This is a genomic window from Leisingera sp. JC11, assembly GCF_040704725.1.
In the GTDB taxonomy this organism is placed as follows: Bacteria; Pseudomonadota; Alphaproteobacteria; order Rhodobacterales; family Rhodobacteraceae; genus Leisingera.
The window spans coordinates 358,591-377,960 of the sequence record NZ_JBFCVS010000002.1 but is presented as its reverse complement, the minus strand read 5'-3'; the positions used below and the strand labels follow the sequence as shown (position 1 = coordinate 377,960).

At 64.9% G+C, this 19,370-nt stretch carries 18 protein-coding genes; 9 read left to right on the top strand and 9 right to left on the bottom strand.

Translation table 11 applies throughout. The features are described 5' to 3' along the window. Window position 1 precedes the first annotated feature (1 nt). The 3 genes from argE to AB1A62_RS03660 all read left to right on the top strand — a co-directional run bounded on the left by argE (window position 2) and on the right by AB1A62_RS03660 (window position 3,733). A complete protein-coding gene (gene argE / locus AB1A62_RS03670; protein ID WP_366659981.1) occupies window positions 2-1,183 on the top strand; it encodes an acetylornithine deacetylase in 1,182 nt (393 codons plus the stop codon). A gap of 185 nt (window positions 1,184-1,368) precedes the next feature. Beyond that, window positions 1,369-2,535, top strand: coding sequence for a M20 aminoacylase family protein (locus AB1A62_RS03665; protein ID WP_366659980.1), 1,167 nt, complete (start codon window positions 1,369-1,371; stop codon window positions 2,533-2,535). 34 nt (window positions 2,536-2,569) lie between these two features. Then, complete coding sequence (locus AB1A62_RS03660) at window positions 2,570-3,733, top strand: M20 aminoacylase family protein (protein ID WP_366659979.1); 1,164 nt, start codon at window positions 2,570-2,572, stop codon at window positions 3,731-3,733. Between the two features lie 111 nt (window positions 3,734-3,844). Here AB1A62_RS03660 and AB1A62_RS03655 read toward each other — a convergent pair whose 3' ends face one another. From AB1A62_RS03655 to moaA, 3 genes are read right to left on the bottom strand one after another with little or no spacing between them, the layout of a single operon-like run. Beyond that, complete coding sequence (locus tag AB1A62_RS03655; protein WP_366659977.1) at window positions 3,845-4,903, bottom strand: glycosyltransferase family 4 protein; 1,059 nt, start codon at window positions 4,901-4,903, stop codon at window positions 3,845-3,847. Beyond that, window positions 4,903-6,210: a 3-deoxy-D-manno-octulosonic acid transferase gene (locus AB1A62_RS03650; RefSeq protein WP_366659976.1), complete on the bottom strand. Its 1,308-nt coding sequence runs from the start codon at window positions 6,208-6,210 to the stop codon at window positions 4,903-4,905. Before AB1A62_RS03650 ends, AB1A62_RS03655 begins: the two co-directional genes overlap by 1 nt. 2 nt (window positions 6,211-6,212) lie before the next feature. After that, window positions 6,213-7,223, bottom strand: a complete 1,011-nt coding sequence (moaA, locus tag AB1A62_RS03645) for a GTP 3',8-cyclase MoaA (RefSeq protein ID WP_366659974.1) — start codon at window positions 7,221-7,223, stop codon at window positions 6,213-6,215. Window positions 7,224-7,314: 91 nt separating this feature from the next. Here moaA and AB1A62_RS03640 point away from each other — a divergent pair, with 91 nt between their 5' ends. Next, window positions 7,315-7,764, top strand: coding sequence for a hypothetical protein (locus tag AB1A62_RS03640; RefSeq protein WP_366659973.1), 450 nt, complete (start codon window positions 7,315-7,317; stop codon window positions 7,762-7,764). An 87-nt stretch (window positions 7,765-7,851) separates the two neighbouring features. Here the strand turns inward: AB1A62_RS03640 and AB1A62_RS03635 are convergent, their stop codons facing one another. The 4 genes from AB1A62_RS03635 to glmU are packed head-to-tail and all read right to left on the bottom strand — an operon-like array spanning window position 7,852 to window position 12,278. Continuing rightward, window positions 7,852-8,532 (bottom strand): DNA alkylation repair protein, encoded by a 681-nt coding sequence (locus tag AB1A62_RS03635; RefSeq protein ID WP_366659972.1) that lies wholly within the window; start codon window positions 8,530-8,532, stop codon window positions 7,852-7,854. Window positions 8,533-8,553: 21 nt separating this feature from the next. After that, a complete protein-coding gene (locus AB1A62_RS03630) occupies window positions 8,554-9,096 on the bottom strand; it encodes a pyridoxamine 5'-phosphate oxidase family protein (RefSeq protein ID WP_366659970.1) in 543 nt (180 codons plus the stop codon). A gap of 3 nt (window positions 9,097-9,099) precedes the next feature. Continuing rightward, on the bottom strand, window positions 9,100-10,923 hold the full coding sequence (glmS, locus tag AB1A62_RS03625; RefSeq protein WP_366659969.1) for a glutamine--fructose-6-phosphate transaminase (isomerizing): 1,824 nt from the start codon (window positions 10,921-10,923) through the stop codon (window positions 9,100-9,102). Beyond that, window positions 10,923-12,278, bottom strand: a complete 1,356-nt coding sequence (glmU, locus tag AB1A62_RS03620) for a bifunctional UDP-N-acetylglucosamine diphosphorylase/glucosamine-1-phosphate N-acetyltransferase GlmU (protein WP_366659967.1) — start codon at window positions 12,276-12,278, stop codon at window positions 10,923-10,925. Before glmU ends, glmS begins: the two co-directional genes overlap by 1 nt. 131 nt (window positions 12,279-12,409) lie before the next feature. Between glmU and AB1A62_RS03615 the strand changes: the two genes are divergently transcribed. Together AB1A62_RS03615 and AB1A62_RS03610 are read left to right on the top strand one after the other, a co-directional pair. After that, a complete protein-coding gene (locus AB1A62_RS03615; protein WP_366659965.1) occupies window positions 12,410-13,072 on the top strand; it encodes an HAD-IA family hydrolase in 663 nt (220 codons plus the stop codon). A gap of 79 nt (window positions 13,073-13,151) precedes the next feature. Continuing rightward, window positions 13,152-14,345 (top strand): aminotransferase class I/II-fold pyridoxal phosphate-dependent enzyme, encoded by a 1,194-nt coding sequence (locus AB1A62_RS03610; protein ID WP_366659964.1) that lies wholly within the window; start codon window positions 13,152-13,154, stop codon window positions 14,343-14,345. Here the strand turns inward: AB1A62_RS03610 and AB1A62_RS03605 are convergent. Continuing rightward, the gene (locus AB1A62_RS03605) at window positions 14,333-14,791 is read right to left on the bottom strand and encodes a CreA family protein (protein ID WP_366659963.1); all 459 of its coding nucleotides are present in this window, start codon (window positions 14,789-14,791) and stop codon (window positions 14,333-14,335) included. The two genes, AB1A62_RS03610 and AB1A62_RS03605, sit on opposite strands and share 13 nt — an antisense overlap. Before the next feature lie 166 nt (window positions 14,792-14,957). On the opposite strand from AB1A62_RS03605, the gene AB1A62_RS03600 reads away from it, so the two are divergent. Both AB1A62_RS03600 and AB1A62_RS03595 read left to right on the top strand, forming a co-directional pair. Continuing rightward, window positions 14,958-15,611, top strand: a complete 654-nt coding sequence (locus tag AB1A62_RS03600; protein ID WP_366659962.1) for a DUF1236 domain-containing protein — start codon at window positions 14,958-14,960, stop codon at window positions 15,609-15,611. Window positions 15,612-15,767: 156 nt separating this feature from the next. Continuing rightward, entirely contained in the window at window positions 15,768-16,928 is a 1,161-nt protein-coding gene (locus AB1A62_RS03595; RefSeq protein ID WP_366659960.1) for an isovaleryl-CoA dehydrogenase, read from the top strand. Between the two features lie 99 nt (window positions 16,929-17,027). Here AB1A62_RS03595 and AB1A62_RS03590 read toward each other — a convergent pair whose 3' ends face one another. Next, window positions 17,028-17,630: an OmpW family outer membrane protein gene (locus AB1A62_RS03590; protein WP_366659958.1), complete on the bottom strand. Its 603-nt coding sequence runs from the start codon at window positions 17,628-17,630 to the stop codon at window positions 17,028-17,030. A 149-nt stretch (window positions 17,631-17,779) separates the two neighbouring features. Here AB1A62_RS03590 and AB1A62_RS03585 point away from each other — a divergent pair, with 149 nt between their 5' ends. Next, the gene (locus AB1A62_RS03585; protein WP_366659957.1) at window positions 17,780-19,306 is read left to right on the top strand and encodes an AMP-binding protein; all 1,527 of its coding nucleotides are present in this window, start codon (window positions 17,780-17,782) and stop codon (window positions 19,304-19,306) included. Window positions 19,307-19,370: the final 64 nt, after the last annotated feature.

Here is a 19,370-nt window from a genome sequence, read left to right as displayed (position 1 = left end):
CATGGCCGCAAAACTGACCCCGCTGGAGATCATGGCAAAGCTGATCTCTTTCCCGACGGTGAGCCGGGACACCAACCTGCCGCTGGTGGACTGGGTGCAGGAATACTTGTCCTCGCACGGTATCGAAAGCCACCGCTGGGTGGACCCGGAGCAGCCGCACAAGGCCGCCGTCTTTGCCCATGTCGGGCCTTGGGAAGAGGGCGCCGTGGTGCTGTCGGGCCATACCGATGTGGTGCCGGTGGACGGCCAGCCATGGGACACCGATCCCTTCACGGTGGTGGAGAAGGACGGCAAATATTTCGGCCGCGGCACCTGCGACATGAAAGGCTTTGACGCCCTCGCCATCTGGGCGCTGGTCGAGGCGCACACCCAAGGCGTCATCCGCCCGCTGCAATTGGCGCTGAGTTTTGACGAGGAGATCGGCTGCACCGGCGCGCCGCCGATGATCGAGGCGATGCAGCAGGTGCTGCCTAAGGGCTCCGCGGTAATCGTCGGGGAACCTTCGATGATGCAGGCTGTCACCGGCCACAAGGGCGGCACTGGCTTTGCCACGCATTTGGTCGGGTTCGAGGTGCATTCCTCGCTCATGCACACCGGCGTCAGCGCCATCATGCAGGGCGCGAAACTGATCGACTGGGCCAACCAGCAGAACTCCGCGAACATGGCCAAGGAGCCCGGCGAGGTGCAGGCGATGTTCACCCCGCCCTGGACGACCTGTCACGTCGGCATGATCGAGGGCGGCACCGCTCATAACATCACCGCCAAGGACTGCCGGTTCATGATGGACTTCCGGGTGGTGCCGGGAGAGAGCCCCGGTGACTGGGAGGCTGCCTATCTGCAAAAGGTGCGCGAGGTGGAAGCAGACATGCAGGCCATCCACCCGGATGCCCGCATTGATGTGTCCAAGCACTTCGACGTGCCGGGGCTGGTGCCGGAACAGAATGGCGAGGCCGAGGCGCTGGTGCGCCGGGTGACTGGCGACAATGGCTCCCATGTGGTCAGCTACGGCACCGAAGCGGGCCAGTTCCAGCAGGCGGGATACTCCGCGGTGATTTGCGGCCCCGGAGACATCGCGCAGGCGCATCAGCCCAACGAGTACATCACGGTCGCCCAGTTCGACGCGGGCCACGACTTCATGCGCAAGCTGGTGGAGAAGCTGGGGGGATACTTCCCTCTGCCTTGAAACCGCGCGTTTCGTGCTCAGATTGGTGCCAAGGGGTGTACGGGTGGTGCACAGGGGGTGCACGCATGTCACCCCCGCTCTGACGGGTTCCGCCACGTCCAAACGGCCCCGGATACTTGCGAAGCTAAGTTTTTTCGCGGACAGTTTGCCGTAACGGAACCTGAAACAGTAAAGGGGAGGGGAATATGCCGGCCAAGAACCGCTTTGCCGAGATGCACCAGGAGATCACCGCCTGGCGCCATCATCTGCACGAGAACCCCGAACTGATGTACGAGGTGCATGAGACCGCCGCCTTTGTGGTGGAGCGGCTCAAGGAATTCGGCATCACCGATATCACCACTGGCGTCGGCCGGACCGGCGTGGTGGCGGTGATCGAGGGCAAGACCAACACGACGGGCCGCGCTATCGGCCTGCGCGCTGACATGGACGCGCTTCCGATCCCCGAAGCCTCCGGTGTGGACTATGCCTCCAAGACGCCCGGCGTGATGCACGCCTGCGGCCACGACGGCCACACCTCGATCCTGCTGGGCGCGGCTAAGTACCTTGCGGAGACACGCAATTTCGACGGCAAGGCCGTTCTGATCTTCCAGCCGGCCGAGGAGGGCGGCGCCGGTGGCAAGGCGATGTGCGACGACGGGCTGATGGACCGCTGGGGCATCCAGGAGGTTTACGGCCTGCACAACATGCCCGGCCTGCCGGTGGGCGAATTTGCCATCCGCCCCGGTCCGCTGATGGCCTCGTCCGACGAATTCAACATCACCGTCACCGGCAAGGGCGGCCACGCCGCCGCCCCGCATGAGGCGATCGACACCACGCTGGCGGCGTCGCAGATCGTGGTCTCGCTGCACTCAATCGTGTCGCGCAACGTGGACCCGGTGAAACGGGTGGTGCTGACCGTCGGCACCTTCGAGACCGACAGCACGGCGTCGAACGTGATTGCCCACACCGCCAAGCTGCAGGGCACCGTGCGCACGCTGGACCCGGAATACCGTGCCCAGGCCGAGGACTGGGTGCGCCGGGTCGCCGAAAGCACCGCCGCAGCCTTCGGCGCCACGGCGGAGGTCGAATGGCTTCCGGGCTATCCCGTTACAATCAATGATGAAAACGGCACCGCCCATGCAGTGGAGGCGGCGCAGGCGGTCTCTGCCAAGGTCGACACTGAGACGCCGCCGATCATGCCGTCCGAGGATTTCTCCTACATGCTGGAGCAACGCCCCGGCGCCTATATCTTCCTCGGCAACGGAGACACCCAGATGTGCCACCACCCGGCCTATGTCTTTGACGACGAAGCGATCCCGCTAGGATGCAGCTGGTTTGCCGAGCTGGTGGAACGAAGAATGCCCGCGGCCTGAGGCTGCGGGGGACAGACAACCAAAGGAGTGAGAAATGCCGGTCAAGAACCGCTTTGCCGAACTGCAGGATGAAATCACCGCCTGGCGCCGTGACATCCACGAAAACCCGGAAATCCTGTTCGAAACCCACCGCACCAGCGCGCTGGTGGCGGAGAAGCTGCAGGAATTCGGCTGCGACGAGGTGGTGACCGGCATCGGCCGCACCGGCGTTGTCGGGGTGATCAAGGGCAAGGCGGACACCTCCGGCAAAGTGATCGGCCTGCGCGCCGACATGGACGCGCTGCCGATCCATGAGCAGACCGGGCTGGAGTATGCCTCCAAGACGCCGGGCGCGATGCACGCCTGCGGCCATGACGGCCACACCGCAATGCTGCTGGGCGCCGCCAAGTACCTGTCGGAGACCCGCAATTTCGACGGCACCGTGGTGGTGATCTTCCAGCCCGCCGAAGAGGGCGGCGGCGGCGCCAAGGTGATGTGCGACGACGGCCTGATGGACCGCTGGGGTGTGCAGGAGGTCTATGGCCTGCACAACTGGCCGGGCCAGCCGCTGGGCTCCTTTGCCATCCGCCCGGGATCTTTCTTTGCCGCCACCGACCAGTTCGACATCACCTTCGAAGGCCGCGGCGGCCATGCGGCCAAGCCGCATGAGACCATCGACACCACCGTTCTGGCCGCACAGGCGGTGCTGGCGCTGCAGACCATCGCCTCGCGCAACGCCGACCCGGTGCATCAGATCGTGGTCTCCGTGACCTCCTTCGAGACGTCTTCCAAGGCGTTCAACGTGATCCCGCAGAAGGTGCAGATCAAGGGCACCGTGCGTACCATGTCCAAGGAAATGCGCGACCTGGCCGAGAAGCGGATCAACGAGGTCTGCACCGGCATCGCAGCAACCTTCGGCGGCACTGCCGATGTCACCTACCACCGCGGCTATCCTGTGATGGTGAACCATGAAGAGCAGACCGAGTTCGCTGCCAAGGTGGCGGCCAGCGTGTCCGGCTCCTGCGGGGATGCGCCGCTGGTGATGGGCGGCGAGGATTTCGCCTTCATGCTGGAAGAACGCCCGGGCGCCTACATCCTGATGGGCAACGGCGACACCGCGATGGTGCATCACCCGGAGTACAACTTCAACGACGACGCCATTCCCGCAGGCTGCAGCTGGTGGGCGGAGATCGTCGAGCAGCGGATGCCGGCGGCTTGATTGACACAGGGGAGGGGGCTGTCTGCCCCCTCTTGAGCCTGCGGCTCAATTCACCCCGAAGGATATTTTCAGCCGGATGAAAAGGGATCGGGTGGCGCTGTGGCGCGGGGGTCAGTGCTCCAGCAATTCACGGTAGATAGTGACCAGCGTTTCGGCTTCTTTTTCCAGCGCGAAATTGGTCATGGCGTGTTTGCGGGCGGCCTCTGACCACTCCGCCAGCCGGCCTTCGGTGGACAGAACCTCATGGATGGCCTGCACCATCTGCCCGGTCTCGCCCGGGTCGATCAGCAGGCCGGTTTCACCCGGCGCGATCAGCTCTTCAAAGGCGCCGACGCGGGTGGCCACGGCGGGTACGCCGCAGGACATGGCTTCGAGCGGGGTCAGGCCAAAGCCCTCCCAGCGCTGAGGCGCGACGTAAAGGTCCAGCGCCTGATACCAGCGGGACACCTCCCAGACCGGGACCTCCGGCGGAAACAGCAGCCGCTCGGAGAGGCCCGCGGTCTCGGCCTTGGCGCGCAGGCCCTTTTCAAACGCCACATGTTTTTCAGTGGCCCGGCCCATCACGATGCCAACCGCCTTGGGGTGCGCCTTCAGCACCTCCAGCATGGCGTCGACAAAGACGTCGGTGCCTTTCTGGGCCCGGATCCGGCCGTAGCAGCCGATCAGGATGGCGTCTTCGGGCAGGCCCAGCTCGCGCCGCAGCGCCGATTTGTCGGCGGGCGGGGAGAACTCCTCGGTGTTGATTCCGTGATGCACCACCTGCACGGGCTTCTCCAGATAGGCCGCACCCTTGGCCGAGGTGGCGATCACCCGGTCCATCTGCGAGATCAGCCACTTGGTATAGTCCGAGTGATGCCGCTGCGAGGCGGAGGTGAACAAGAGCTTCAGCCGCTTGCCCAGGAGGTACTTGAGCGCCAGCCCGCCCAGCATTTCCACATTGCGCCGGGCGTGCCAGACGCGGGCGCCTGCGGGGCCGTTGCGGGGCATGAGGATGAGCTGTGTAGCCGACAGATGCGGCATTTCCCCGGGCAGGCCGCTGCCTGCGGTGGCGATGGCAATATGCTGGCGCTGCAGCGGCACCAGCCGCACGATGGTGGATGTGACGCCGGACAGGCGGCGTTTGAAATTCGGCGCGATGACTTCGATTTCGTTGGCGTCAACCTGTGCCATCACGGTCTCCTATCAGGCAGAAGCGCCAGCAGGGCGTCCACCGTCTTGTCCAATTGATCCGACTGGCGGGAGATGAACTGCCCGGCAGCATCGCGGGCGGCCTGAAAGGCTTCCGGCTGCTCCAGCCACTTGGCAGCCTGTTCTGCCAGCTCCGCAGCCGATCGCACCTCCGCCGCGGCGCCAAGGGCGGTCAGCTCGGCATAGGTCTCGGCGAAATTGTAGTGGCCGGTGCCGGTGATCACCGCGGCGCCGGCCTGCATCGGCTCAAACGGGTTGTGGCCGCCTATCTCGCGCAGCGAGCCGCCCAGAAACACCAGCGGGCAGAGCGCGTACCAGGTGCCGACCTCGCCCAGCGTGTCGGCCAGGTAGACCTGGGTCTGGGTGCCGGGGAGCACGCCCTTGCTGCGCCGGGCGCAGCTGAGCCCTGCGTCCTTGATCAGCTTTTCAACCGCATCGCCGCGTTCCGGGTGGCGGGGGGCGAGCAGCAGGCAGAGATCCGGGTGCTGCTTCAGCAGCGCCTTATGCGCGTCCAGCACCGCTTCCTCCTCGCCGTCGTGGGTGGAGGAGGCAATCCAGACGGGGCGGCCGCCGATGCTCTCTCTCACCTTGGCGAGGGCGTCCTGATCGACCGGCAGCGGCGCGGAAACGGCCTTGAGGTTGCTGCCGGGGCGGATGCGGTCCGGAGCAGCCCCCATCGCCTGCAGGTTGGCGGCGGTTTTCTGGTTCTGGGTGACCAGCAGGGTGAATTGATCGAGAATGTAGCGCGCGGTGTCCGGGCGCTTTGTCCAGCCCGCCACCGATTTGTCCGACAGGCGCGCGTTCAGCAGCACCAGCGGGCAGCCGGTCTTGCGGGCGCGCACAAGCATCTGCGGCCACAATTCGCTTTCCACGAACACCCCCAGATCGGGCTGCCAATGGGCCAGGAAGCGGTCCACCGCGGCACCGGTGTCCAGTGGCGGGAACTGGTGGCGGCAGCGCGGCGGCATCCGTTTGGCGATCAGTTCGGCGGACGTGGGCGTGCCGGAGGTGATCAGGAACTCAGCTGCGGAATCTTGTTCGCCCATGCGGGCAATCAGGGTCAGCACCGACAGGCTTTCGCCGACCGAGGCGGCGTGGAACCAGATCAGCCGCCCCGCGGGGCGGGGCAGGGAGGCATGGCCGAGGCGCTCGCGCACCCGTTCCTCCGGCAGGCCGTAATCGCGCAGCTTGCCGGCCACCTTGCGCCAGGCAAGGGGGGCAATCAGCGCGCTGACACCGCAGTAAAGGGAATAAAGCAGCGTCCTGCGCGCTGGAGCGGTCTGGGCCATGATCAGCCGCCGGTGTGGCTCATGTGGCGGGACATCTGGCCGCCGGCCTCCTGCCGGGAATAGTCGAAGTCATGGCCGCGGGGCTTGTCGCCGATGGCGGCGCGGATTGCGGCCTCCAGCACGCCGGTGCCTTCCTCGTTGGCGCGCAGCGGCGCGCGCAGGTCGGCTTTGCCCTCCTGGCCGAGGCAGGTGTAGATCTCGCCGGTGCAGGTGACCCGTACCCGGTTGCAGCTTTCGCAGAAGTTATGGGAGAGCGGGGTGATGAAGCCGATCTTCTGGCCGGTTTCCTCCAGCCGCACATAACGGGCCGGGCCGCCGGTGCGCTCCGCCAGATCGGTGACGGTGTAATGGCTTTCGTATTCCTTGCGCACGTCCTTCAGCGACCAGTACTGGCCGATGCGCTCCATCGCACCGATATCCTCGCCCATCGGCATCACCTCGATCCAGGTGAGGTCGAGGCCGCGCCCGGCGCACCATTCGGTGATCCGGGGCAATTCCTCTTCGTTGAAGCCCTTGAGCGCCACCGCGTTGATCTTGACCTTGAGGCCCGCCTTCTGCGCAGCGTCGATTCCCTTCATCACCTGCGGCAGGCGGCCCCAGCGGGTGACATCGGCAAACTTCTTTTCGTCCAGCGTGTCGAGCGAGATATTCACCCGGCGCACCCCGGCGGCATAGAGGTCATCGGCGTATTTCACCAGCTGCGAGCCGTTGGTGGTCAACGTCAGCTCTTTCAGGGCGCCGGTGTCCAGATGGCGGCTCATCGACTGGAAGAAGGTCATGATGCCGCGCCGCACCAGCGGCTCGCCGCCGGTGATCCTGAGTTTTTCGACGCCCAGCCGGATGAAGGTGGAACAGAGCCGGTCCAGCTCTTCCAGCGTAAGCAGGTCTTTTTTGGGCAGAAAGGTCATGTTTTCCGACATGCAATAAACGCAGCGGAAATCGCAGCGGTCGGTGACCGAGACACGCAGGTAAGTGATTGCGCGGGCGAAGGGATCAATAAGCGGAGCCGTCATGCCTCCTAGGTAAAGCGGGGCACCGCCCGCGGCAAGGGGCAGACAGCATTTGTGTCTGGCAAAGAGTTTCGCAGCTGGCTAGGGTCGCCTCATGCGTATGACAGTCCTTTCCCTTGCTTCGATTTTCCTGCTGGCCGCCTGTAACGGGATCCAGCTGAATTCTTCTATTCTGAACGGCACAAGCGGGCCTGCCGCGGCGGAGCCGCAGGACCCGGTGCTGCAGCCTGCACCCGGCGTCGACGTGGCAGAGGCGGAGCCGCTGGCGCCCGCGTCGCCCTCAGCGCCGTCCTTCCGCGGTTCCGCGACCACGGTGGCCTCGCTGGGCGACCCGTCGCTGCCGGGCATGTGGATGGAAACACCGCTGGTGGCTGCCGAACAGCAGGCGCTGATCCGCTCCAGCCGCAACACCCAGGTCGTGGTGACGCTGAAACCGATCCCGGGTGAGTCTTCCGGCGGCAGCCGTCTGTCAATCGGCGCCATGCGGGCACTGGGCCTGCCGCTGACCGAGCTGGCCGAGGTGCAGGTGCTGCCCGCGGGCTGAGGCGTGAGCTGCTGAAGGGGGCAAAGCACCCGCCTGCTTGGGCGGGGCGGGTGCTGCCCGGCAGTGCCGGGCGGGTCCGTGGCAGGGTCAGGCGTCTTTCAGGTATTTCGCCGCTTCCTTGCGGGCAAACGCCTTCATGGCACTGCCATGTTCCGCCAGAAACGCGCGGGTGCGGTCTGCATCGTGCTTGCTGAGATCGCGCAGCCACCAGGCGACGGCCTTTTGCATGAACCAGTCGCGGTCCGGCACATAGGACGCGGCCCAGCCCAGGATACGCTCGCGGGCCTCCTGATCGGCGGGTTTCAGATTGTTCATCTTGGCCCAGGGCAGGGTGGCCACCAGCGCCGCGCGGCGGGTCCACATGTGGTCTGACCGGGACCAGCCCTCCACCGTGTCCAGCCGGGAGGGGGCAGCCAGCAGCCGCTTGGAAATGGCGGAGCAGGCGTGATCGGCAATCGCCCAGCTGTCAAACTGCGGAACCCAGGATTGCAAAAGCTCCCAGACCGCCAAGTCGTCTTTGATCCGTGCCTGGGTCAGCAGCTTGGCCGCGGCGATGCGGGCCTCGAAGATGTCGGTGTTCCACAGGGCGCGGGCCAGATCCACGCGCTCCGCCACACTTAAGGCTTGGCGCCAGGACTTGGTCAGATCATTGGTGGCCGGGTTGGGCACCCCCAGCACTCGACGGGCTTGCTTGTGATAGGCCGCCATCTGCTCCGCCCGGCCGGGTTCGGCCTGGGCTTTCAGCGCATCAAGATAGGTTTCGAGCATGTCGTTCCTTGGACCGGGGCGTCACACCGGCACGCCGGTGGGCTTGCCGTCGATGGTGGACTGGTTCTTTTCCGCCCAATAGGCGCGGATATCCTCGTCCGACTTGCCGTCGACCCACTTCTGCATGGTGTCGCGGTCGGACTGGTATTCCATGAAAGGCACCGCATAGCCGCAGGAGGTCTGAACCATATCGACCGAAACATCAAAGATCTGCCGGGCGCTGCGGTGGGCGGGGAACAGGGCGGCCAGATCGTCCCAGCCGTCGTCGCCGGCATGCAGCACGCTTGCGGTGCCATAGGCGCGGAGGATCTGCGGGCGGGTGGTGAAAGAGCACCACATCAGGGTGATGCGGTTCACCTCCAGCAAGTGGCCAGCAGTTTCATTGCCGCTGCCGGTCAGGTTCATCCAGACGATCCGGTCCGGCCCCAGGACCCGCAGCGAGTCCATCCCCTTGGGGGAGATGTTCACGCGGCCCTCCGGCCCGGCGGAGCCGGTAAAGAACATGTGCTGTTCTTCAATGAACTTGCGGTGCGCCTCTTCGATCTGCGGGAACTGCTTGGCCATGGCTCACTCCACTGTCACTGACTTCGCCAGGTTGCGCGGCTGGTCCACATCGGTGCCTTTGGCAACCGCCGTGTGATAGGCCAAGAGCTGCGCCGGGATTGCATAGAGGATCGGTGACAGCGCCTCCTTGACCTTTGGCATCCGGATCGCGCACCAGACGTCGTCGCCTGCCTCGTCAATGCCGTCCTGGTCGGAGATCATCAGCACCTTGCCCTTGCGCGCCAGGACTTCCTGCATGTTGGACACGGACTTATCGAACAGCGAGTCCTTGGGCGTCAGCACCACCACGGGCATGTTCTTGTCGATGAGGGCAATGGGGCCGTGCTTCAGCTCGCCGGAGGCATAAGCTTCGGCGTGGATGTAGCTGATTTCCTTCAGCTTCAAGGCGCCTTCCAGCGCCAGCGGGAACATCAGGCCGCGGCCCAGGAACAAGACGTCACGGGCTTCGCTGACCTTTTGCGCCGCCAGACGGATCGCCTCGTTTTGCTCCAGCGCGGAGGACAGCACATTGGGCAGGCCGCGGATCGCGGTGGCGTACTCCGCCATTTCATCGGCATTCAGATGGCCGCGGTCGCAGGCGGCCTTGAGCGCCAGCGCCAGCAGCACCGTCAGCTGGCAGGTGAAAGCCTTGGTGGAGGCCACGCCAATTTCAGGCCCGGCAAAGATCGGCAGCGCCAGATCGCTTTCGCGCGCGATGGAGCTTTCGGGGACGTTCACCACCGACAGGATCTTGTCCGCTTTTTCCTGGCAATAGCGCAGTGCCGCCAAGGTGTCGGCGGTCTCGCCCGATTGGGATACGAACAGCGCCAGTGTCTTGCCGGGGATCGGCGGCTCGCGGTAGCGGAACTCGGAGGCGATATCGACCTCGACCGGCAAGCGGGCGATCTGCTCGAACCAGTATTTGGCGGTCAGGCAGGCATAGAATGCGGTGCCGCAGGCAACCATGGTCAGCCGCTCGACTTGCGAGAAATCCACGCCTTCGCCAGGCAGCCGCACCGCGTTTTCCTCGACCGGCAGGTAATGGCGGATGGCCTCGGCAATCACATGCGGCTGCTCGGCGATTTCCTTGGCCATGAAATGCTTGTGGCCGCCCTTGTCGACCTGGGAGGAGTCGATCTGGATGGTCTTGGTTTCGCGGTTCACCAGCGTGCCGGCTGCATTGCGGATTTCGGCGCCCGCACGGGTGACAACAACCCGGTCGCCTTCCTCCAGATAGGTGATCCGGTCGGTGAGCGGTGCCAGCGCGATGGCGTCGGAACCCACGAACATTTCGCCGTCACCATGGCCGATTGCCAGCGGTGAGCCCTTGCGGGCCGCAACGATCAAGTCTTCCTCGCCATCAAACAGGAAGGCCAGAGCAAAGGCGCCTTCCAGCTGGTCCAGCGTCTTGAAGGCCGCATCAACGGGGGAGTGACCCTCTTTCAGATACCGCTCCGTCATAAGTGCGACGGTTTCGGTATCGGTCTCGGTGCGGAACTCCATGCCGCAGTTCAACAGCTCTGCGCGCAGTTCCTTGTAGTTTTCGATAATGCCGTTGTGCACCACTGCGACGGAACCGGCGCGGTGGGGGTGGGCGTTGCTGACCGACGGCGCGCCATGGGTGGCCCAGCGGGTGTGGCCGATGCCGGCCTTGCCGGCCAGCGGCTCATGCACCAGGAGGTCGGAGAGGTTCACCAGCTTGCCCACGGCGCGGCGGCGGCGCAGGGCGCCGTCATTCACTGTGGCAATGCCTGCGCTGTCATAGCCGCGGTATTCCAGCCGCTTCAGTGCCTCGACTAGGATCGGGGCGGCCTCGTGATTGCCCAGCACGCCGACAATTCCGCACATCACTTGGCTCCCTTCTGCAGGCGGGCTTTCTTGGCACGCAGCATATCCATCAGCTTGCGCGCGCGGCCCGGTTTGTTGCTCTGTTCGGCGCGGGCAATGGCCAGGTCGCCGTCTTCCACGTTCTTGGTCACCACTGCGCCGGTTGCGGTCATCGCCTCGTTGCCGACCCGGACCGGAGCCACCAGCATGGTGTTCGACCCGATAAAGGCGCGGGCGCCGATCTCGGTGCGGTGCTTCATCACCCCGTCATAGTTGCAGGTAATCGTGCCTGCGCCAATATTCGTGGCCTCGCCTACAGAGGCATCGCCGATGTAGCTGAGGTGATTGACCTTGGCGCCCTCGGCAATCTCGGCGTTCTTGATCTCGACAAAGTTGCCGATGTGGGTGTTCTCGGCCAGCTCCGCGCCGGGGCGCAGGCGCGCATACGGCCCGACCTTGGCACCGCGGCTGACATGGCAGCCCTCCAGATGCGAGAACGCCCGGATCAGCGCTCCGCTTTCGACCGTGACGCCGGGGCCGAAGACCACGTTGGGCTCAATCACCGTGTCGCGGCCAATATGTGTGTCAAAGGCGAGGTAGACGGTTTCCGGCGCCATCAGGGTAACGCCCAGGTCCATCAGCTCTGACCGCGCGCGGGCCTGAAACAGCGCATCCGCCTGCGCCAGTTCGGCGCGGGAGTTGACGCCCAGCGTTTCCGCCTCATCGCAGGACACGGCGGTCACTTTCAGATCCTCGCGCCGGGCCAGTTCCACCAGATCGGTCAGGTAGTATTCGCCGGAGGCGTTTCCATTGCCCACCTTGGCGATCAGATCGAACATCGCGTTGGCCTTGCCTGCCATCAGGCCGGAGTTGCAGAACGAAATCGCGCGTTCGGCCTCGTCCGCATCCTTGAACTCGACAATCCGCTCCAGGCTGTCGCCCTGCATCACCAGGCGGCCATAGCGGCCAGGGTCAGCGGCCTCGAAACCCAGCACCACCAGGTCAGCGCGCTGGCGGGCCTCGACCATGCGTTCCAGCGTTTCGGCGCTGACAAATGGGGTGTCGCCATAAAGCACAACCACATCGCCCGCGAACCCGTCCAGCGCGGCGCGGGCCTGGTCCACCGCATGGGCGGTGCCCAGCTGTTCCTCCTGCAGGACAACCTCGGCCTCTTCGTCGATCTCCGCCACTGCCTTGCGGACCTCATCTGCCCCGTGGCCCGCCACGATGATGGTGCGCTCCGGCGCCAGTGTGCGGCCCGCGGCCATCGCGTGCTCCAGCATCGGCGCCTGGGCAATCGGGTGCAGCACTTTCGGAAGGTCGGAGTTCATCCGCGTGCCTTTTCCGGCCGCCAGGATGACAAGGGCAATGCTCATAATCGCTTTTCTCTTTGTCTTTTTAGCGCTCCCGTTTTATCCGCTAACAGGCGGGGCGCAAGGGATAGCGCCATCAAACAAGATTGCGGGCTGCAACATGCGGCGGCGGAAAAGTGCCGAAAGGGCAGGATATGCGAACGGTTATCTTCGATCTGGACGGCACGCTGGCGGATACCTCGGGCGATCTGCTGGCCGCGGCCAACGCCTGTTTCCGGCAAATGGGGCTGGGCGATGTGCTGAGCCATCCGCAGGATGCGGCAGTGTCGCTGCGCGGTGCCCGGATGATGCTGACGCATGGGTTGAAACGTGTGGGTCAGTATGATCCGGCGGTAGTGGAAGAATTCTACCCTGTGTTCCTGGATGTCTACCGCGATGCCATCGACCATCACACCGTGCTCTATCCCGGCGCGATGGAGGCGGTGGAGGTGCTGAAATCCGCAGGTTTCGGCGTTGGCATCTGCACCAATAAGCCGGAGGGGCTGGCGGACCATCTGATGCGCAGTCTCGGCGTGCGCGACGCCTTTGCCTCGCTGGTCGGGGCAGACACACTGCCGGTGCGCAAGCCCGATCCCGAACCGCTGTATGAAGCCGCCCGCCGTGCAGGCGGCGATCCGGCGCGCACCCTGCTGGTGGGCGACAGCGATACCGACCGCAACACCTCGGCCAATGCCGGCGTGCCGTCGGTGCTGGTGACCTTCGGTCCCTCGGGCGACGACATGGCCGCGCTCAAGCCCGAGGCGCTGCTGCACCGGTTCGAGGATCTGCCGGAGGTCGCCGAACGGCTGATTGCGTGATCCCGCAACTCAGTTTCGGGAAAGCCGTCTCTCCAGCTTCTCTCTTGACCGCTGACGGCCCGCGGCTCACAAACGCCGCATGAGCGAAAAGTTTACCGGGTCTTTCACCCAGCAGGAACCCATCCCCGAAGACGCCATCGAGGCCGCGCTGGCGGTGCTCCGCAGCGGGCGGCTGCACCGCTATAACGTGGCAGAGGGCGAGGCGGGCGAAACCGCGCTGCTGGAGCAGGAGTTCGCAGCGCAGATGGGGGCGAAATACTGCCTGGCTGTAGCCTCTGGCGGCTATGCGCTGGCAACCTCGCTGCGCGCTGTCGGGGTGAAGCCTGGCGACAAGGTGCTGACCAACGCCTTCACCCTGGCGCCGGTGCCGGGATCCATTGCCTCTGTCGGGGCGGAGCCGGTGTTCGTCGAAGTTACCGAAGACCTGACCATCGACCTGGAGGATCTGGCGGCTAAGGCGGGCCAGGCCAAGGTGCTGATGCTGTCGCACATGCGCGGACACCTGTGCGACATGGATCGGCTGATGGAGATCTGCGATGCGGCGGGCATCACCGTGATCGAGGATTGCGCTCACACCATGGGCGCCTCCTGGAACGGCGTCCTGTCGGGCCGCCATGGTGCGGTGGGCTGCTACTCCTGCCAGACCTACAAGCATGTGAACTCGGGCGAGGGCGGGCTGCTCATCACGGATGACGAAGAGATTGCCGCCCGCGCCATCATGATGTCCGGCTCCTACATGCTCTATGGCCGCCATCTGGCCGCGCCGGGGCCGGAGGTTTTCGAGCGGGTGAAATACGAGACTCCTAACATCTCGGGCCGGATGGACAATCTTCGTGCTGCCATCCTGCGGCCGCAGCTGCGTGATCTGGATACCCAGGTGCAGCGCTGGAACGACCGCTACCGCGCGGTGGAGGAGGGGCTGCGCGGCACGCCCGGCCTTACGGTGGTGGAGCGCCCCGCGCAGGAGGTCTATGTCGGCTCCTCGATCCAGTTCCTGCTGCTGGACTGGTCAGAAGAGGCCGTGCAGGAGGCGGTCCGCCGCTGTGCGGCCCGAGGGGTGGAGCTGAAATGGTTCGGCACGCCGGAGCCGGTGGCCTTCACCTCCCGCTATGACAGCTGGCGCTACGCGGACACCCCGCGCCTGCCGCAAAGCGACCGGATCCTGGCGGGCATCATCGACATGCGGGTGCCGCTGACCTTCAGCCTGGAGGACTGCGCCCAGATCGCCCGCATCATCCGCGCCGAGGTCTCTGCCGTCTATCAGTCCGCCTGATACAGCGGCACCGTCGAGATCGAGACCTTGGCCGATCCGTCGGTCAGCTCTGCCGCGTGAGCGGCATAGATCAGCGTCTGGTTGGCCTCGTCGAAGATCCGCTTCACGCGCAGCGATTTCAGGATGATGGAGCGCGACGCCCGGAATACATCCTCGCCATCGCGGCCGCGGTCGATGTCGCCCACGGTAATGGGACCGGTCTGGCGGCAGGCGATGGAGGCATTTGAGGGGTCCTCAAACCAGTTGCCCTTTGACAGCCGGTCGATCAGCCCGCGCTCGAAATAGGCGATGTGGCAGGTCACGCCTTCGACCTTGGGGTCGGCGATGGCCTCGATCATGATGTCATTGCCCACCCAGTCGACGCCGATCTGGCCGACCTCCTCAGCGGCGGCGGGCAGGCCTGCCAGGCAGGCTGCAGCGGCCAGGGTGCGTTTTGCTCGTCTCATGCGGTGCTCCTGTAGGTATTGGGGCGCGGCTGTTTCCCGCTCATGCCAACTCTACGCGCAGAAGCGTTCAAAAGATCCCGGGAACCTTTTGGGAAAAGCCGGCGTTGTCCATCCGCAACGGCGCAAGGAGGCGCCTTACAACAGAAATGGCATTGAGGAGAAAGCGATGCATACGTCCAAAATTGCCCTGACCACATCCGCTCTGGCCCTGCTGGCCGCACCGGTCTGGGCCGGCGCGCAGGCGCAGGCCGTCACTGACCTGAACCTGCGCGCAGGTCCGGGGCCGCAGTACGAGATCATCGGCGTCATTTCGCCTTCGGGTTCGGTCGGTCTTGAGGGCTGCATCGAGGAAAGCAACTGGTGCAAGGTGAGCTACGAGGGTGCTGACGGCTGGGCTTATGGCGAATACCTGACCGGCACCGTCACCGAGAAATACGTGCCGGTGGTGGCCAAGGACAGCCCGGTGGAAATCAGCACCGTGACCTATGAGAAGACCGGCGAAAACGATGCGGAGCTGGGTGCAGTCGGCGGTGCCATCACCGGTGGTCTGATCGCCGGCCCGGCTGGTGTTGTGGCGGGCGCAATTGCGGGCGCCGCTGCGGGTGAGGCCGCGGTGCCGGATGAGCAGGTCGTGACCTATGTGCGCAGTCACGCCACCGAACGTGTCTACGTTCAGGGCGAAGTGGTGACTGGCGTCATGATCCCGGAAGAGGTGCAGCTGACCCCGGTTCCGGAATCTGATTACCGCTATGTCTACCTGAACGGCCTGCCGGTCCTGGTGGAGGCGGACAGCCGCACCGTGGTCCATGTGGTCCGCTAAACCAAATTGAAACTGCCGGATGCGGGCGGCCCCACGCGGGCCGCCCGCTGCCGTTCGGGCATCCCAAACAGGAACACGATTGACCCGAATCGCGGGCTCCTCTATTGAATTGAACAACTGTTCATATAATCGGCTCTGGCCTGGAGGATCTGCGGGATGTTCAACGCAAGCATGACTTTCGATCTTGGTGAGGACGTGAACGCGCTGCGCGATGTGGTTCACCGCTGGGCGCAGGACCGCGTCAAGCCGATGGCGCAGGAGATCGACCAGAAGAATGAGTTCCCGGCAGAGCTGTGGAAAGAGATGGGAGATCTGGGCCTCTTGGGCATCACCGTGCCGGAGGAGTTCGGCGGCGCCGGCATGTCCTACCTGGCCCATACCGTGGCGGTCGAGGAAATCGCGCGGGCATCCGCCTCGGTGTCGCTGTCCTACGGCGCGCATTCCAACCTCTGCGTCAACCAGATCAAGCTGAACGGCAATGCCGAGCAGAAAGCGAAATACCTGCCGCGGCTGATCTCGGGTGAGCATGTGGGCGCCCTGGCGATGTCCGAAGCGGGGGCAGGGTCCGATGTCGTCTCGATGTCGCTGCGGGCCGAAAAGCGCAACGACCATTTCCGTCTGAACGGCAACAAGTACTGGATCACCAACGGCCCCGACGCAGACACCCTGGTGGTCTACGCCAAGACCGATCCAGAAGCGGGCTCCAAGGGTATCACCGCCTTTCTGATCGAGAAAGAATTCAAGGGTTTCTCCACCTCCAAGCATTTCGACAAGCTGGGGATGCGCGGCTCCAACACGGCTGAGCTGGTGTTCGAGGATGTCGAGGTGCCGTTCGAGAACATCCTCGGCGAAGAGGGCAAGGGCGTGCGCGTGCTGATGTCCGGGCTGGACTATGAGCGCGTGGTGCTGGCCGGCATCGGCACCGGCATCATGGCTGCCTGCATGGACGAGATGATGCCCTACATGAAAGAGCGCAAACAGTTCGGCCAGCCGATCGGGAATTTCCAGCTGATGCAGGCCAAGATTGCGGACATGTACACCGCGATGAACACCGCCCGCGCTTATGTCTATGAGGTCGCCAAGGCCTGCGACAAGGGCACCGTGACCCGTCAGGACGCAGCCGCCTGCTGCCTTTACTCCTCCGAGGTCGCCATGACCCAGGCGCATCAGGCAGTGCAGGCCTTTGGCGGTGCGGGCTACCTGTCCGACAACCCGGTCGGCCGCATATTCCGCGATGCCAAGCTGATGGAGATCGGCGCCGGCACCAGTGAAATCCGCCGGATGCTGATTGGCCGCGAATTGATGGGCACCATGTAAGCCAAAGAAAACCCCGCGCATCCGAAGGGCGGCGCGGGGGTTGAAACAGACCCGGCGGCACGAGGCCGGCCGCCAGGCCATAACCGGACCCTCGAAGGATCAGAAGCGGTGCACGTAAGCGAAGTTCACGACAACCGGATCGATCTCTGCGGTGCCGATGGCGGCGCCGTTCAGGGTCGCGTCGCTGTCGATGTCCATCCAGCGGACGTTGAACCGCAGCGCACCGTTGTCGGAGATCTGGTAGTCGGCGCCTGCGTTCACCGCGACGCCGAAGCTGTCGTCCAGCTTGAGCGTGCCAAGCGCGGTCTCTTCCTCGAAGAAGGTGGTGTAGTTCAGACCGAGACCGAGGAACGGCTTGATCACGCCCTGGGTGGGGAAGTGGTAGTTGACCGACAGGGTCGGCGGCAGCTGCTTGGCGGAGGCCGCATAGGCGCCGTTCAGGTTGATGTCATGCTCAAACGGCGAGGCCGCCAGCAGCTCGACACCCCAGTTGTCGCGGAAGAAGTATTCGACGGTCAGCGACAGCGCGGTTCCGTCATCGATGTCAGCAAGCGCGCCGGCCAGGGTGCCGTTGCCGGATTTCGGGTTCACGTTGGCGATACCGACACCGACGGTCCAGTCGCCCTGCTCCTGGGCAAGGGCAGGGGCGGCCATTGCGGCCAAGGCGGAGGTCAGCGCAAGCGCGGAAACCATGCGTTTCATGGGGTGCGTCCCTTTTCTTGTGTTTACCCGGCAGTGATGCACCCGCAGGCGGCCGAAAACTCTGATCTGAGTCAAAACTGCCCGGTGCTACCTGTTGAAAATACAGCAAAATACCGCATAGCCGCTATGCGTTTCAGGAATGTCTAAATATGCATGGTAAATGTAACATTCCGGGGCTTCGCGCAGATGGCAGCTGGGACCTGCCAGAGCATCTCAACATGGCGGCGCAATGCCTGGCGCAGCCTGCTGAGGCGCTGGCGCTGATCGACATGACCGGCCCCGCGCGCCGGGACATTTCCTGCGGCGAACTGGCCGCGATGACAGACGGGCTGGCGCGCTATCTGCTGGCCCGCATCCAGCCCGGCGACCGCGTGGGCGTGCTGCTCAGCCAATCGCCCTGGTGCGCCGCCGCGCATCTGGCGATCTGGAAGGCGGGCGGCATCTCGGTGCCACTGTTCAAGCTGTTCAAACGCGATGCTTTGGCCTCGCGCGCCGGCGACGCGGGCGTGCGGTTTGTTTTCACCGATGCCGAGGGCGCGGACCTGCTGGGGGATCTGGCCGAGGCAGTAATGGTTGAGGGCGCTGGAACGGACGGCGGGCCGGTTCCCTTCGCCGAGACCACCCCGGATACCCCTGCTGTTCTGATCTACACCTCCGGCACCACCGGCAGCCCCAAGGGCGCGCTGCACGGCCACCGGGTGCTGACCGGCCACTTGCCGGGCGTTGCCGTCAGCCATGACCACTTGGGCCAGCCGGGTGATGTGCTCTGGACCCCTGCCGACTGGGCCTGGATCGGCGGGCTGTTCGACGTGCTGATGCCGGGCCTGGCGCTGGGCGTGCCGGTGGTGGCCGCGCGGCTGGACAAGTTCACGCCGGAGGCCTGCGCGGAACTGATTGCCGAGGCCGGCGTGCGCAACATCTTTTTCCCGCCGACCGCACTGCGGATGCTCAAGGCAGCCGGGCAGGGGCTCGACGGCCTGCGCTCGGTTGCCAGCGGCGGAGAGCCCCTGGGCGCGGAGATGCTCGCCTGGGGGCGCCGCCGCCTGGGCGTGACCATCAACGAATTCTACGGCCAGACCGAATGCAATATGGTGGCCTCCTCCTGCGCTGCCGATTTTGAGCCGCGTCCGGGCTGCATCGGCAAGGCGGTTCCGGGGCATGAGCTGGCGGTGATCGACGCGGCAGGCAACCCAACGGAGGATGAGGGCGACGTTGCTATCCGCCGCGGCTCTGCCTCGATGCTGCTGGAATACTGGAACCGGCCCGAGGAAACCGCCGCCAAGTTCCGCGGGGACTGGCTGGTGACCGGCGACCGCGGCATCTGGGAGGGCGATTACCTGCGCTTCGTCGGCCGCGAGGACGACGTGATCACCTCCGGCGGCTACCGCATCGGCCCGGCGGAGATCGAAGATTGCCTGCTGACCCACCCAGCGGTGGCAACCGTGGGCGTGGTCGGCAAGCCTGATGCGCTGCGGACCGAGATCGTCAAGGCCTATGTGGTACTGAAACCTGGCGCCGAAGCCTCGGAGCAGGAACTGCAGGGCTACGTCAAGGACCGGCTCGCGCATTATTCCTACCCGCGCGAGGTGACGTTCCTGGACGCGCTGCCGATGACTGTGACCGGCAAGGTGATCCGCAAGGAGCTGAAGGCGCGGGCGGCGGGGGAAACCTCATGACCCAGGGTGTTGCATACCCGGTGCACGCTGGCCCAACCGGATTTAAAGATCTCAACCCTATAAC